The 15,034-nt window shown below is 70.5% G+C and carries 12 protein-coding genes and 1 tRNA gene; 3 read left to right on the forward strand and 10 right to left on the reverse strand.

What is annotated here, in order from left to right; translation table 11 throughout:
* Window positions 1-192: 192 nt before the first annotated feature.
* The 4 genes from JW613_RS07265 to pepN form a co-directional block, all read right to left on the reverse strand.
* The gene (locus JW613_RS07265) at window positions 193-975 is read right to left on the reverse strand and encodes an SIMPL domain-containing protein (protein WP_209209864.1); all 783 of its coding nucleotides are present in this window, start codon (window positions 973-975) and stop codon (window positions 193-195) included.
* Window positions 972-2,444 carry a lysine N(6)-hydroxylase/L-ornithine N(5)-oxygenase family protein gene (locus JW613_RS07270; protein WP_209209865.1) on the reverse strand — a complete coding sequence of 491 codons (1,473 nt, stop codon included), beginning with the start codon at window positions 2,442-2,444 and terminating at the stop codon, window positions 972-974. Before JW613_RS07270 ends, JW613_RS07265 begins: the two co-directional genes overlap by 4 nt.
* Complete coding sequence (locus JW613_RS07275) at window positions 2,423-4,090, reverse strand: pyridoxal phosphate-dependent decarboxylase family protein (RefSeq protein WP_209209866.1); 1,668 nt, start codon at window positions 4,088-4,090, stop codon at window positions 2,423-2,425. Before JW613_RS07275 ends, JW613_RS07270 begins: the two co-directional genes overlap by 22 nt.
* A 234-nt stretch (window positions 4,091-4,324) precedes the next feature.
* The gene (pepN, locus tag JW613_RS07280) at window positions 4,325-6,880 is read right to left on the reverse strand and encodes an aminopeptidase N (RefSeq protein ID WP_209209867.1); all 2,556 of its coding nucleotides are present in this window, start codon (window positions 6,878-6,880) and stop codon (window positions 4,325-4,327) included.
* A 200-nt stretch (window positions 6,881-7,080) separates the two neighbouring features.
* Between pepN and JW613_RS07285 the strand changes: the two genes are divergently transcribed.
* Window positions 7,081-8,064, forward strand: coding sequence for a GlxA family transcriptional regulator (locus tag JW613_RS07285; protein WP_209209868.1), 984 nt, complete (start codon window positions 7,081-7,083; stop codon window positions 8,062-8,064).
* Between the two features lie 50 nt (window positions 8,065-8,114).
* Window positions 8,115-8,741 (forward strand): isochorismatase family protein, encoded by a 627-nt coding sequence (locus JW613_RS07290; protein ID WP_209209869.1) that lies wholly within the window; start codon window positions 8,115-8,117, stop codon window positions 8,739-8,741.
* Here JW613_RS07290 and JW613_RS07295 read toward each other — a convergent pair.
* Together JW613_RS07295 and JW613_RS07300 are read right to left on the reverse strand one after the other, a co-directional pair.
* Window positions 8,738-9,508, reverse strand: a complete 771-nt coding sequence (locus JW613_RS07295) for a helix-turn-helix domain-containing protein (RefSeq protein WP_209209870.1) — start codon at window positions 9,506-9,508, stop codon at window positions 8,738-8,740. The two genes, JW613_RS07290 and JW613_RS07295, sit on opposite strands and share 4 nt — an antisense overlap.
* Window positions 9,509-9,618: 110 nt before the next feature.
* Window positions 9,619-9,693: transfer RNA gene (locus JW613_RS07300), tRNA-Leu, on the reverse strand.
* A gap of 96 nt (window positions 9,694-9,789) precedes the next feature.
* Here JW613_RS07300 and JW613_RS07305 point away from each other — a divergent pair.
* Entirely contained in the window at window positions 9,790-10,473 is a 684-nt protein-coding gene (locus JW613_RS07305) for an ANTAR domain-containing response regulator (RefSeq protein WP_209209871.1), read from the forward strand.
* Between the two features lie 74 nt (window positions 10,474-10,547).
* On the opposite strand, the gene JW613_RS07310 is transcribed toward JW613_RS07305, so the two are convergent.
* From JW613_RS07310 to JW613_RS07325, 4 genes are read right to left on the reverse strand one after another with little or no spacing between them, the layout of a single operon-like run.
* Window positions 10,548-11,264: an ABC transporter ATP-binding protein gene (locus tag JW613_RS07310; protein WP_209210002.1), complete on the reverse strand. Its 717-nt coding sequence runs from the start codon at window positions 11,262-11,264 to the stop codon at window positions 10,548-10,550.
* The gene (locus JW613_RS07315; RefSeq protein ID WP_209209872.1) at window positions 11,261-12,175 is read right to left on the reverse strand and encodes an ABC transporter ATP-binding protein; all 915 of its coding nucleotides are present in this window, start codon (window positions 12,173-12,175) and stop codon (window positions 11,261-11,263) included. The genes JW613_RS07310 and JW613_RS07315 overlap by 4 nt, the downstream gene beginning before the upstream one ends.
* Before the next feature lie 6 nt (window positions 12,176-12,181).
* A complete protein-coding gene (locus JW613_RS07320; protein WP_209209873.1) occupies window positions 12,182-14,059 on the reverse strand; it encodes a branched-chain amino acid ABC transporter permease in 1,878 nt (625 codons plus the stop codon).
* A gap of 5 nt (window positions 14,060-14,064) precedes the next feature.
* Window positions 14,065-14,994, reverse strand: a complete 930-nt coding sequence (locus JW613_RS07325; RefSeq protein WP_185016527.1) for a branched-chain amino acid ABC transporter permease — start codon at window positions 14,992-14,994, stop codon at window positions 14,065-14,067.
* Window positions 14,995-15,034: the final 40 nt, after the last annotated feature.

Consider the following 15,034-nt stretch of genomic DNA (forward strand, 5'->3'; position numbering starts at 1 on the left):
CCGTCACTGGACAATTGTCCAACCGCCCTTTACCGAAAAGCCATTGAATCCCGAGGACAACTAATAAATTGGGCGCCCATTCGCTCTGATGAGCATGCACCGGGCTGTTCCGTCTCGACCGCCGAGACGGAACAGCCCCCGCACTCCTCGCACACCCCTCGCGTGCTCCTCGCGCACCGACTCCTTCGCGGATCACTCCAACCGCGGCGGACTCATCACAAAGCGCGCATTCACCTGCGCGGAGACGGTCTGCCGCTGCGGTTCCAGATCCAGCTCCGGCGGCGGCCCCGCCGCCCTGCCGTACCCGCGCATCCCCCCGGGCGCCGCCGGAAACGGCGGCGGAACGCTGTTCTCCGCACCGAGATCCGCCAGCTCCACCAGCGCCACCAGCCGCGCCCCCAGCGCCTCCGCGTACTCCCGGGCCCGCGTCACCGCCTCCCGCACCGCCTGCTGCCGCGCCTCACGGTGCGCCGGGGAATTCCGCCACAGCCCCCACCACGGGCCCTGCACCTGAGTCAGCTCCAGATCGGCGAGCCGCGTCGTCAACTCGCCCAGCACCGTGAAATCCGTGACGGTGGCGTTCAGCCGCACCCGCCCGTCGTAGGCGTGCACGCGCTCCCGCTTGCTGCCGTCCCGCATCTGAGGCTGCACACTGAACGTACCCGTCGACAACTTCTGCACCGCGTCGCCGTAGCTCTTGATCAGCTCCAGCGCTCGCGCGTTGCGCCGCGTCAGATCCTCCAGCGCGGCGCGCCGGTCGGTACCGCGCGCGGAGACCGAGACACCGATGCGCGCGTAGTCCGGGTCGAACTCCAAGCTCGCCTCCCCGCGCACCGCCACCCGCGGCGCCTGAGGAGTGCCGTAGGGAAGCGCCCCGAAGCCGCCGTCCGCGTCGGCGGAGTCCGGCCCTGCGGCGGAGCCGGCACCGTGGGGCGGCGGGTCGGGAGTCGGCCATGTTCCGGGTATCTGCGTCATACGCCAACTGTGGCAGACCGGCCCGCGGGCCCCGCGGCACCGGCGGCGCCCGACCGCTCCTCCCGGAGCCCGAAGCGGGTGAAGGCCGTACGCCTCGGCAGCGGATAACTCTCCCGCCGCGTCATCGCGTTGAGGATCACCGCGCTGCGGTACGCCGCCAGCCCCAGATCCGGGGCGCCCACCCCGTGCGTGTGCCGCTCCGCGTTCTGCACGAAGACCGCACCAGTGACCGCGCGGTCCAGCACCAGCCGGTACTCCTCGTCCACCAGCGGACGGTCCGAGCCGTCCCGCCGCAGATACGGGTGGAGCGCCGCCAGCATCCCGTCCGTCGCACGCTCGGTGTAACCCGTCGCCAGCACCACCGCGTCCGTAGTCAGGACACCGCGCTCCTCCTGCTCCGTGTGCTCCACGTGCAGCTCCAGTCCCGACCTGCCGCCCCTCCCGGCCGTCCGCACCCGCACCCCCGGGGTGAGCACCGCGTCCGGCCAGCCCCCGCCGTCACCGTCACCGCCACCGTCGTTCAGTGCCTGCGTCCTGCGGTACAGCTCGTCGTGCACCGCCGCCAGCGTCTCGGCGTCCACCGCCTTGTGCAGCTGCCACTGGCGCGGCAGCAGCCCGTCGCGCACCCGCTCGGACAGACCGTGGAAGTAGCGGGTGTAGTCCGGGGTGAAGTGTTCGAGCCCCAGCTTGCTGTACTCCATCGGCGCGAAAGCACCGCTGCGCGTCAGCCAGCGCAGCCGCTCCCGCCCCACCGGCCGCCTGCGCAGCAGATCCAGGAATACCTCCGCACCCGACTGACCCGACCCGATCACCGTCACATGCCCGGCCGCCAGCAGCTCCTCGCGATGCTCCAGATACTCCGAGGAGTGGTACACCGGAACCGACGGCGCCTCCGCCAACGGCCGCAGCGCCTGCGGCACATACGGTGCCGTACCGACCCCCAGCACCACGTTGCGCGCGTACGACCTGCCCAGCGCCTCCGCCTCGCCGTGCGCGTCCAGCTGAGTGAAGTCGACCTCGAACAGCTCCTGTTCGGCGTTCCAGCGCACCGCGTCCACCTGGTGCCCGAAGTGCAGCCCCGGCACCCCCTCGCTCACCCAACGGCAGTACGCGTCGTACTCGGCCCGCTCGATGTGGAACCGCTCCGCGAAGTAGAACGGGAACAGCCGCTCCCGCTCCCGCAGGAACCGCAGGAACGACCACGGGCTCGCCGGGTCCGCCAGCGTCACCAGGTCCGCCAGGAAAGGCACCTGCAGCGTCGCCCCCTCGATCAGCAGCCCGGGATGCCAGCGGAAGGCGGACCGCTGCTCGTAGAACGCGCACCGCAGCCCCGGCACCCCGTCCCCCAGCGCCGCCAGCGAAAGGTTGAACGGGCCGATCCCGACCCCCACCAGATCCAGCGGCTCCGCCGCCGACTCTGCCGCCGCCCGCGCTTCCTCGCCGTCCCTCACGCGTCCACTCCCTCGCATACCGATCCCTCCGACTCCGGTCCCGCCACCTGCCCCGCCGCCGCACGATCCGCCGCCGTTGCCGTGTCCGCCGCCGCACCAGGCGACGCCGCCCGAGCCACCAGCTCCAGCAGCGCGGCCAGATCACTGCCCCGCACCGCCGGGTTGAGCAGCGTCACCTTCCACCACAGCCGGCCGCCCAGCGCAGCCCGGCCCAACACCGCCTGACCCCGCTCCAGCAACTGCCGGCGCACCCCCGCCACCAGCGCGTCGTCCCCGCCCACCGGGCGGAAGACCACCGTGGAGATCACCGGACGCGCATACAGCTCGAACCGCTCGTCCCGCGCCAGCCGGTCCGCGAGCTCCGCCGCCGCCGCACAGGTGCGCTCCACCAACCGGGCCATCCCCGACCGCCCCAGCGCCCGCAGCGTCACCGCCACCTTCAGCACGTCCGGGCGCCGCGTCGTGCGCAACGAGCGCCCCAGCAGATCCGGCAGCCCCGCCTCGGTGTCGTCGTCCGCGTTGAGATAGTCGGCGCGATGGTCCAGGACGCCCAGCGCCGTCCGGTCCGGCACGGCCAGAAATCCGGCGGCCACCGGCTGCCAGCCCAGCTTGTGCAGATCGAACGTCACACTGTCGGCGCGCTCCAGACCCGCCAACCGCCCCCGCAGCGCCGCACTGAACAGCAGCGGACCGCCGTACGCCGCGTCCACGTGCAGCAGCGCGCCGTGCCGGTGCGCCACCTCGGCGAGCCGCGGCAGCGGATCCACCGCGCCCGTGTCCGTCGTCCCCGCCGTCGCCACCACCCATGGCACCGCGCCGGCCCGCCCCGACGCAGTCCGGTCCGCTGCCGCGTCGCCGCGCGCCAGATCCTCCAGCGCCGTCTCCAGCGCCGCGGGATCCAGCACCCCGCGGGGCGTCGGCACCACCAGCGGCGGCGCCATCCCCAGCAGCCACGCCGCACGGTGCACGCTGTGGTGCGCGTTCGCGCCGCACACCACGCGCACCGGGCCGCCATCACCCTCCGCCGCGGTGCTGGCCCGCTCCCGGGCCAGTAGCAGCGCGAGCTGGTTCGCCTCCGTACCACCGGTCGTCACCAGCGCGTCCGGCCCCGCCGCCGAGGCGTCCGGCCCCACCGCCGCACCCGCCGAGGGGAAGACCAGCCGCGCCAGCGCACCGCACACCAGCGTCTCCAGCTCCGAGGCGGCGGGCGCCTGATCCCACGAGTCCAGCGACGGGTTCAACGCGCTGGCCGCCACATCGGCGGCGGCCGCCACCGCCAGCGGCGGACAGTGCAGATGAGCGGCGCACAGCGGGTCCGCGGGGTCGGCGGCCCCCCGCGCCACCGCGTCGACCAGGACGTCCAGCGCCTCGGTGGCCCCAGCGCCCCGCTCCGGCAACACCGCACCCACAGCCGCCCGCACCCGCGCGGCGACCGCCTCGGGACCGCCGGCCGGCAGCGGCCCGCCGCGCTCCACCGCCCCCCGCGACAACGCTCCCACCACCGTGCCGAGCAGTGGGCGCAGCGCGGCCGGACCGGCGGCCCCGCCCGCGAGCAACTGACCGGTGTCCGGGCCCGGTCCCGGTTCAGGACCGGGATCCGGACCTGCCCTTCCCCCCGGTCCCGGGGCGACATCCTGCAGGCCATCGACGGTGAACGCAGACATGGCGGCTCTTTCGTACGCGGCGGCCGAACCGAACACGACGGCGGCCTTGGGTGGTTAGGGCGACCTAACTTAGGTGCCGTGCGCCCCACCACCCGACGATCTCCGCGCTACTTCGCCCGAAGGAGGTAGCCGGGAGCCGATCCGCGCGACGGATCTGATAAAAGGGTCGCCGCGCGCACCTGCCGCCCGCACCTGCCCGCCCGCCCGCCGACGGGCCCGCAGCCGCGTCGCCGCTCAGGAGATCGCCGCGCGCACCCCCAGCGCACGCCGCAGATCATCGAGCTGATCCTCCAGCCGACGCCGCAGCGCCGGGACCGGACGACCCGAGGCCAGACACTCCTCACCCCGGGTCAGCGTCTCCTCGTCCACGAAGACGGCCGGGAACGCGTACCGCCCCGCCGCCTCCGCCAGCGCCGGGCCCCGCCGCGCCGCCAACGGCACCACATCCGTGAAGTACCGCGCCACGAACCCGTGCAGCAGCCCCGACTGCTCCGGCTGCCAGAAACCCTGCGCCGTCGCCGTGAACAGATAGTTCGACAACGCGTCCGCAGGGCCGAACATGTCCTCCCACGCCTTCTCCTTGGCCGCCGCCTCGGGCAGCGCCGCCCGGCACCGGGCAGCGGCCTCCGCACCGCGCGCACTCGCATCGGCCGCCCGGGCCTCCTCGATCTCGGCAGTATCCACCGCACCCAGCACCGAAAGCCGCAACAGCAGCCGCCACCGCAGCTCCACATCCAGAGCCGGACCGCCCCCCGGCACCTCGCCCGCCGCCTGCCACGCCAGCAGCTCCGCCGGCTCGGTCGCGCAGTCGATGAAATACCGCGCAGCCGTCAGCCGCACCCCCGAACCACCGGCACCCGCCCCACTTACGACACCGCCGCCACCCCCGGCGGCCAGCAACTCCCGACACACCTCGCCCAGCAGCCCCAGCGCCTCCGTGCGCTGGGCACCTGAGAGACAGCGGTCGGCCGCATACCCCCGCGCGAACGCCAGCACCCCCTGCACCACTGCGTTGTCCGTCTCGAACGGCAGATGTGCCCGCGCCATCCGCACATACTCCAACGGGCCCAACTCGGCCTCCCGCAGCATGTCCCGCGCCGCGTTCCACACCACCGCACGCGACAACTGCCCCGGCAACCCGGACAGCACCGAACGCACCGTCCCCCACGAGACGGGATCCAGCCGCACCTTCGCATACGTCCAGTCCAGATCATTGACCAGCACCAGATCCGGACGCGGCCCGTCCAACGTCACCGTCAACCGGCCCCCGTCCGGCGGCACATCCCGCTCCAGCCGCTCCCGCAGCACCAACCGCGACTCGTCCGCCGCAGCCCGGTCGTACAACCCCACCGCCAACCGGTGCGGACGATCACCCCGATGCTCCACATCCACGTACCACCGCCGGGCCCCCGACTCGCCCACCCGCGGCACCAGCGTGTCCACCCCCGTCGTACGCAGCCAGCTCTCCGCCCAGCCACGCACATCCCGGTCCGAAGCACGGGCCAGCGAGTCCAGGAAGTCCGCGAGCGTCGCATTGCCGAACCGGTGCCGGGCGAAATGCTCGTTGATGCCCGCCAGGAAACTCTTCTCACCCAGCCACACCACCAGCTGCCGCAGCGCCGACGCGCCCTTCGCATACGAGATCCCGTCGAAGTTGCCCAGCGCCGCCGCCGTGTCCGGCACCGCGTCCGGATCCGGCGCCACCGGATGTGTCGAAGGCCGCTCGTCCGCGTCGTAACCCCAGCTCTTGCGCGCCACCGCGAAGTCCGTCCAGGTGTCGCCGAAGCGCGTCGCCTCGCTCAACACCTGATACCCCATGTACTCCGCGAACGACTCGTTCAGCCAGATGTCGTCCCACCAGCGCAGCGTCACCAGATCGCCGAACCACATGTGCGCCATCTCGTGCGCGATCACCATGGCCCGCGTCTGCTGCTCGGTCTCCGTGACGGCCGAACGGTGGATGAACTCGTCCCGGAAGGTCACCAGACCAGGATTCTCCATCGCACCCGCGTTGAACTCCGGCACGAAAGCCTGATCGTAGGAGTCGAACGGATACGGCTCGTCGAAGATCTCGTGATAGCGGTCGAAGCAGCGCCGCGTCACCTCCAGCAACTCCGCCGCGTCCGCCTCCAGATACCGGCCCAGCGAGCTGCGCACATGCAGCCCGAACGGCAGCCCCGCGTGCTCGGTGCGCACCGAATGGAACGGGCCCGCCGCCACCGCCATCAGATAGGTACTGATCGGCGGCGTGGGCGCACACTCCCACCGGCCGGCGCCGCTGCCGGCCTCCCCGACGCGGGCGGCCACACCGTTGCCCAGCACCGTCCATCCCTCGGGCGCCGTCACCGACACCCGGAAGACCGCCTTCAGATCCGGCTGGTCGAAACAGGCGAACACCAACGGCGCATCGGTGACACAGCACTGCGTGTACACGTACACCTTGCCGTCCTGCGGATCCGTGAACCGGTGCATGCCCTCGCCCACCCGCGAGTACGGCATCAACGCCTCGACCCGGAGCACATGCTCCCCGGCCGCCAGCCCGCGCAGCGGCAACCGCCCCTCGCGCAGCTCGCCCGGATCGATCGCCGCCCCGTCCAGCTCCGCCCGCACCAGCCGGCTCGGCCGCAGCTCCACGAACGTGTCCACCCCCGCCTCCAGCGCGGCGAACCGCACCACGGTCGTGGACCCGAACACCTCCTCCCCCCGGGTCAGGTCAAGATCCACCGCATACTGCTCGACCCTGACAACCCGGGCCCGCCCCTGCGCTTCCGCACACGTCAACACGACCATGCGCGCCATAGTGCCCCACACGGGTACATCGCGCACCGGTAGCCGCGCACAGCGGATCACCACCGAGCGCCACCGCCCACCACCGGGCGCCACCCCGCGACGGCCTCCGTCCGTCCCCCGTGAGGGGCACCCGCACCGTGTCCGGATATGACAGAAGACCGTCATTGCCGCCATGACCGACCAGGCGTGACGATGAGCGCATGACCACAACCCGCCGGGTCGTCATCGCGGTCTTCACCGATGTCGACCTCCTCGATGTCACCGGCCCGGCCGAGGTGTTCGCGCTCGCCAACCGGGAGACCGGCGGCCGGGCGGGCTACCAGGTGCAGCTCGCCGGCCCCGCCGCCGGAGTGATCACCACATCCGCGGGGATACGGCTGGTCGCGGACCTCTCGTTCGCCGAGGTCGACGGCGTTCTCGACACGCTGCTGGTGCCCGGCGCCGTGGACATGCCCCCCGAAGGGCCGGTCGCCAGGATCGACCCCGACATCGTGGCGTGGCTCAAGACGACCGCGCCGCTGGCCCGGCGCGTGGCGTCGGTCTGCGTGGGCGCACACCTGCTGGCCGCGGCCGGCCTGCTGGACGGCAAGACGGCCACCACCCACTGGACGACCGCCGCACAACTGGCCACCGACCACCCGGCGGTGACGGTGGACCCCGACCCGATCTTCGTACGGTGCGGAAACGTGTGGACCGGCGCCGGTATCAGCGCCTGCATGGACCTCGCACTGGCACTGGTGGCCGAGGACCTGGGCGAGGACATCGCCCTGGCGGTGGCCCGGCAACTGGTCATGTACCTCAAACGCCAAGGCGGCCAGAGCCAGTTCTCGGTTCCGCTGAGCCGGCCGCCGGCCACCCGCCGGGACATCGACGAACTACGGATGTTCATCGCCGACCACCTGGACGGCGACCTGTCCGCCGCCGCCCTCGCCGCACACATGTGCCTGAGCGAACGGCACTTCGCCCGGGTCTTCCGCCAGGAGACCGGCACCACCCCCGCCGCATACGTCGAGGCCGCCCGGGTGGAGGCGGCCCGCCGCCTGCTGGAGAGCACCGACCAGCCGCTGGACCGGATCGCCACCGCCTGCGGACTCGGCTCGGTGGAAACCCTCCACCGAGCGCTGCGCAAACAGATCGGCACCACCCCGGCGGCCTACCGCCGCCGCTTCCGCACCGCCGGCTGAACCCCTGCCGACCCCCTGCCGAACCGACACTCATGAAACGGAGCCCTGCCATGACCGCTGCCCCGACTGCTTCCCCGACCCCTTCCCCGAGCCTGCGGGAGGTGATCGGCCTCGACAACCGACTTCCCCGGCTCGCCGAGACCACCCTCGTCATGATCGACTTCCAGAACACCTACCGCACCGGCGTCATGACCCTCGAAGGCGCCGAGCCGGCCCTCGCAGCCGGAGCCCGCCTGCTGGCCGCCGCCCGCGCCGCGGGCACCCCCGTCGTCCACATCGTCAACGACGGCGGCGAGGACACCCCCTACGACATCCGCGCCGACATCGGCGCCATCAGCCCCGAAGTCGCCCCTGCCGACGGAGAACCCGTCGTGGTCAAGCACCACCCCGACGCCTTCCACGACACGGACCTGGACAAGATCCTGCGAGAACTCGGCGCTGGCACACAGCTGGTGCTGGCCGGCTTCATGACCCACATGTGTGTCACCTTCACAGCCCAGGGCGCCTTCAACCTCGGCTACCGCCCCACCGTCGTCGCCGAGGCCACCGCCACCCGGTCCCTGGCCGCCCCCGACGCCACCGTCATCCCAGCCGCCACCCTCCATCTGGCCGCCCTCACCACCATCGCCGACCTCTTCGGCCCCATCGCCCCCACCGTCGCCGACCTCACCCCCTAGTACTTGGCCCCGACGTGCGCGTCCATCAGCGCCACGGAGGCACGACGGGCGACGGAGATGTTGTACGGCTCCGCGCCGCGCTTGGTGACCTTCCACTCGACCCCGACCTGATCAAGGGTGCGGCAGTAGATCTGCCGAACGTCATCGGACTTGTTGGTGAAGAAGTAGCGCGGGTACTCGTAGCGCTTCCGCTGCCCGCCGACCATACGCGTGGTCCAGTTCGTGATCCGGCAGCCGTCTGAGTGCACGAGCCCACGGATCAGCTCCCAGGGGTACACGTCAACGATCTCCTGCTGCCAGGGGGCCAGTACGATCCGGCGCCCGTGCTTCCTGCCGGGTCCGTGCTGGGGAAAGAGGCAGGGCCAGTGACTGGAGTAGGCGGTCACATTGACGCAGCCAGGACGCTGGACGCGGCAGACCTTGTTCTCCGGTCGGACCAGGCGCATCGCCTGTTCGCAGGCGTCGATGAGCCCGGGCCAGACGTCCGCGCACGCGATCCGGAGAGTGTAGGTGCGGGCCAGCCGACTGACGCAGCCGTCTCCGAGGTAGAGGCCTAAGAGGTAGCTGTAGGCAGCGACGTCCGCCGGTGGTCGAGGAGGAGAGGAGCACCGCTCACATGTGGTGGTGCATCGGCGGCTCGGGTGGAGCCTCTGCTGCCACGAGCGGAGGCACCACCGCGAGATGCCGGTCTGCTTGCTGACGGAGTTGAGGCTGCGGCCCTGCGCGACGAGTGCGAGAGCGCGCCTCCTCGTGTTGATGTCGTACATGCGAGCAGCATTCGCTGATACGTACGACGCGGGAGGGTGAAAGGGGCTCCGTTAGCTCGATGGAGTGGAGTCAGTCGCTTTCGCTTGTCACCTTGGAATCGAAGGTGAAGTGCCCCGGGTCGGACTCGAACCGACACTGTATGGGTTTTGAATCCATTGTCTGCTGCCAATTGGACTACCGGGGCCAACGGAATCGCAGGCTAACGCCTACCCGCTGTGTTCTCACTTTACAACACCTAGGTAGGCTCGAAGGTCCCACCTGTGCGGAAACGAGGAGCCAAGTGAGCGCGGCGGACTTCCCCGAGCCTGAGAGTGCCCAGAGTGCAGAGTCCGTCGAGGCGGAGGCCTCGACGGACGGTAGTGCGCATGTACCTCCGGCGACGACCCGGGTCGTGATCGCGGAGGACGAGGCGCTGATCCGGATGGATCTCAAGGAGATGTTGGAGGAGGAGGGCTACACCGTCGTCGGCGAGGCCGGAGACGGCCAACGTGCGGTGGAGCTGGCTCGTGAGCACCGTCCTGACCTGTGCATTCTCGATGTGAAGATGCCGGTGCTCGACGGTATCTCCGCGGCCGAGAAGATCGCGGAGGAGAGCATCGCGCCGGTGCTGATGCTGACGGCGTTCTCCCAGCGGGAGCTGGTCGAGCGGGCTCGGGACGCCGGGGCGATGGCCTACCTGGTGAAGCCGTTCAGCAAGAGCGATGTGGTGCCGGCCATCGAGATGGCGGTCTCCCGGTTCACGGAGTTGAAGACGCTGGAGAAGGAGGTCGCCGACCTCTCTCAGCGGCTGGAGACGCGGAAGCTGGTGGACCGGGCCAAGAGCGTGCTGCAGACGCAGTACGGGCTGACGGAGCCGGCCGCTTTCCGGTGGATCCAGAAGACGTCGATGGACCGCCGGCTGTCGATGCAGCAGGTGGCGGAGGCGGTCATCGCTGACGCCGAGGAGCGCAAGAAGCAGCAGTAGGCCGGATGCGGTGGCCGGGGCCGGGGCGGGGTCGCCCCGGCCCCGTTCCTGCCGGGGCCCCGGCCGCCCGGCTCTCAGTCCTCGCCGAGGTACGCCTTGCGTACCGACTCGTCGTGCATCAGTTCCTCACCTGTTCCCGAGAGGGTGATGTTGCCGGTCTCCATGACATGGCCGTGGTCGGCCAGGGAGAGCGCTGCCTGGGCGTTCTGTTCGACGAGCAGGATCGTCGTGCCCTGTTCCTTCAGCTCGCTGATGGTCGACATGATCTTCTGCATCATGATCGGTGAGAGCCCCATGGAGGGCTCGTCGAGCATCAGCAGCTTGGGGCGGGACATCAGGGCGCGGGCCATGGCGAGCATCTGCTGTTCTCCGCCGGAGAGGGTGCCGGCGGCTTGGCGGCGGCGTTCTCCGAGGATGGGGAAGCGCTCGTAGGCGTTGTCGATGTCCTTGGCCACGGCGTCGGCGTCCTTCCGGAGGAAGGCGCCGAGCTGGAGGTTCTCCTCGATGCTGAGCCGGGGGAAGATGCGGCGGCCCTCGGGGGAGTGGGCCAGGCCCATGGAGACGATCTTGTGGGCGCCGACCCCGTTGAGTACTTCTCCGCCGAAGGTGATCTTCCCGGTGACGGGTTTGAGCAGTCCGGAGAGGGTGCGCAGGGTGGTGGTCTTGCCGGCGCCGTTGGTGCCGATGAGGGTGACGACTTCGCCGGCGTCGACGGTGAACGAGATGCCTTTGACGGCCTCGATCTTGCCGTAGGCGACGCGTAGGTCCTCGACTTCGAGCAGGGCCATCAGTCCGTCTTCCCTTCCTGCTGTCCGTGCTGCGCGCCGGGGGTGTCGGCTTCTTCGGCCGCCTGTACTTCGGCTGCCTCCGCCTCGCCCGGTTCGCCTTCGAAGGGGGTGCCGAGGTAGGCGGCGACGACGCGTTCGTCGCGCTGCACGGTTTCGGGGGTGCCTTCGACGAGTTTCTCGCCCTGGACGAGGACGGCGACCCGGTCGCAGAGGTTGAAGATGAACCGCATGTCGTGCTCGATGACGAGTACGGCGGTGCCCTGTTCGCGGACGGCGAGGACGAGTTCGCGGGTGGCGGTGGTCTCGACGGCGGTCATGCCCGCGGTGGGTTCGTCGAGCAGCAGCAGTCCGGGTTCGCTGGCGAGGGCGCGGGCGATCTCCAGCTTGCGCTGTTCTCCGTAGGGGAGGTTGCGTGCGAGGTGTTCGCGTTTGTCCTGGAGGCCGGTGAACCGGAGCAGTTCCATGGCGCGTTCTTCGGATTCCTGCTCGGCTCTGCGGAAGCGGGGGCCGCGGATGAGGGCGGAGAAGAGGCCTTCGTGGGTGCGGGTGTGCCGGCCGACGAGGACGTTCTCCAGGACGGTCATGTTGGCGAACAGGCGGATGTTCTGGAAGGTCCGGGCGATGCCTGCCTGGGTGACCAGGTGGGAGCGGTGGGGCAGGACGGTGCCTTTGTAGCGCACCGTTCCTTCGGTGGGGATGTAGAGGCCGGTGAGGCAGTTGAAGAAGGTGGTCTTGCCGGCGCCGTTGGGGCCGATCAGTCCGACGATTTCTCCGGCGTGCACATCGAGGTTCACGTTGCGTACGGCGGTGAGGCCGCCGAACCGCATGGTGACCCCTGAGGCGTCGAGTACGACCTCGCCCGGGGCGGGTCCGGATCCGGGTGCGGGTGCGTCGGCTGGTGTGGTGGTCGTCATCTCGTCTCACGCCTCCGTCTTGCCGAGGCCGGGGGTGGCTGCCTTAGGGGTGTCGAGTTGTCCCGTCTCATGGAATTCGAGCTGTTTGCGGCGGTCGGCGATCAGGCCCTCGGGCCTGAAGCGCATCAGCAGGATGAGCGCGATCCCGAAGAGCAGCAGCTGGTAGTCGGCCATGAACTGGAGTTTGGCCGGGATGAGGTAGAGCAGTGCGGCGCCGATGAGCGGTCCGCTGACGGTGCCCATGCCGCCGAGGATGACGGCGATCAGCAGGAACGCGGAGTTGGGTGGTGCGGTGTGTACGAATTTGTACGACTCGGGGGTGACGGAGAACTCGACGTGGGCGAGGACGGTGCCTGCCATGCCGGCGAGGGTGGCGCCGAGGGCGAAGGCCATGAGCTTGAGCCGGAAGGCGTTGACGCCCATGGCGCGGGCCGCGGTCTCGTCCTCGCGGATGGCGATCCAGGCGCGGCCGATGCGGGAGTCGTCGGAGCGCCGGAAGACGGTGACGACGATGGCGGTGAACACCAGCATCAGCAGGTAGTAGTTGGCGAAGCGGCCGAGTTCGAAGCCGAGGATGGTGTGGGGTTGTCCGAGGTCGAAGCCGAAGATCTTCAGGTCGGGGATGTTGGGGATGCCGTTGGGGCCGTTGGTGATGTTGGGGCCGGAGTCACCGTCGAGGTTCTGTACGGAGATACGGAAGATCTCCCCGAAGCCGAGGGTGACGATGGCGAGGTAGTCGCCGTGCAGCCGCAGCGAGGGGAAGCCGATGACCAGGCCGAAGACGAGGGCCACGGCGGCGCCGATGAGCACGGCGGCCCAGAACGGCACATGGATGCCGAGCGAGGAGGTCTCGGCTCCGGAGACGAGTGCCGCGGTGTAGGCGCCGACGCCGAGGAAGGCGACGTAGCCGAGGTCGAGGATGCCGGCGAGGCCGACGACCATGTTGAGGCCCAGGGCGACGGTGGCGAAGATCAGCACGCTGACGGCGATGTTGGTGTAGGCCTCGTTGCTCTGGGTGATGGGGAAGAGCAGTGCGGCGACGAAGGCGGCGGCCAGGGTGGTGTTGCGGTTGCGGCCGGCCAGTACGGACAGCCGCTTGGGCAGTCCGGCCCGGGCGAGCGCGGGGAAGACGAAGGCGGCCAGTACGAGGAAGCCGATGAAGGGCGGTCCGTCCTCGGCTTCGATGCCGTAGGCGAAGACGTAGAGTCCGATGGCGCAGGCGGCGCAGATCACCACGATCTCGGCCCAGCCGGGGAGGGGTGCGGCGGTGCCGGGCGCGGGTGCCTTGAGCGCGTGGCGGAGCCGCTGCCAGCTCCCGGGCCGCTCGTCCGTCCCGGCTGCGGACGAGGTGGATGAGGCGGAGGGGTCCGGCGGGAGGTCGGTGGGCAGGGCGAGGGCGCCGACGACGGCCAGCGCGGTGCCCGCGACGGCGATCCACATGCCGGGTTCGAAGTTGACGATGCCGCCCAGCTCGACGGCGATGGCCGCGGCCGTGTACCAGGTGGTGGCGAGGTTGCCGACGGTGAGCAGCAGCAGGGTGCTGTGTTTGCCGCCGGGGGTGAGCCAGCGCAGTCCCCTCACGCCGGCGGTGGCCAGCAGCACGGCCGCGGTCAGTACGGCGGCGGCCAGGGTGAGCAGCTGGAGCCCGGCGGGGTACATGGCGATGGTCAGATCGCCGGGGAACGCGGAGGTCCAGGTCCACGGGAGCATGGTGCTCGCGAAGGAGACGACGGCTCCGGCGCCGATGAGGATGCGGCCCAGCTTGCGGCTGGTGTGCGGGTCGGGGTTGAGCGGCAGGGGCGGTGGGCCCGCGGTGGAGGTGTGCGGCGCGGTGGTGGCCGCTTCGCCGGGGGCGGGGGTGCCGGTGGTGTGCTGAGTCGTCATGGGTATCACGCCCGATCCGCGAGGCGTTCGCCGAGTATTCCTTGGGGCCGTACGAGGAGGACGAGGATGAGCAGGATGAACGCCCATACGTCCTTCCAGGAGCCGCCGCCGAACTGTTCGAGCCCTGGGATGTCGCCGATGTAGGCGGTGGCCAGGGCTTCGGCGACGCCGAGGACGAGGCCGCCGACCATGGCGCCGTAGATGTTGCCGATGCCGCCGAGTACGGCGGCGGTGAACGCTTTGAGCCCGGCGATGAAGCCCATCCGGAAGTTGACCTCGCCGGTCTTGAAACCCTGGGCGATGGCGGCGACGGCGGCGAAGGCGGCACCGATGGCGAAGGCCATCACGATGATGCGGTCGGTGTTGACGCCCATCAGCTTGGCGGTGTCGGGGTCCTGCGAGGTGGCCTGCATTGCGCGTCCGGTGCGGGTCTTGGCGACGAACAGGCCGAGCGCCAGCATGCACACGGGTGCGGAGACGAAGATGAACAGGTCCTCGCGGGAGAGGGTGACGAAGCCGAGGTCGAAGTCGCTGCCGCCGAGCTGCGGGAAGGGCCGGGCCTTCTTCGCGTCGGGGTAGAAGGCCCAGACGGCCTGCTGCAGCGCGAGGGACAGCCCGATCGCGGTGATCAGCGGGGAGAGCCGGGGCCCGCCGCGCAGCGGCCGGTAGGCGAAGCGTTCGGCGCCGATGGCGACGAGCACGGCGCATACGACGGCGAGCAGGATCATCAGGGGGAGGGCGACGGCCAGGCCGGTGCCGTCGGGCAGCCACAGGTAGGCGGTCAGCGCGCCGAAGCCGCCGATCATGAATATCTCGCCGTGGGCGAAGTTGATGAGCTGGACGATGCCGTAGACCATCGTGTACCCGATCGCGATGAGGCCGTACAACGCGCCGAGTGCGAGTCCGTTCGCCAGCTGATCCGGCAGATCTTGCACCGGGACTCCTTGGGGTGTGTCAGAAACGGCTGCGCGGGGG

The sequence above is a fragment of the Streptomyces smyrnaeus genome (assembly GCF_017676345.1).
In the GTDB taxonomy this organism is placed as follows: domain Bacteria; phylum Actinomycetota; class Actinomycetes; order Streptomycetales; family Streptomycetaceae; genus Streptomyces; species Streptomyces smyrnaeus.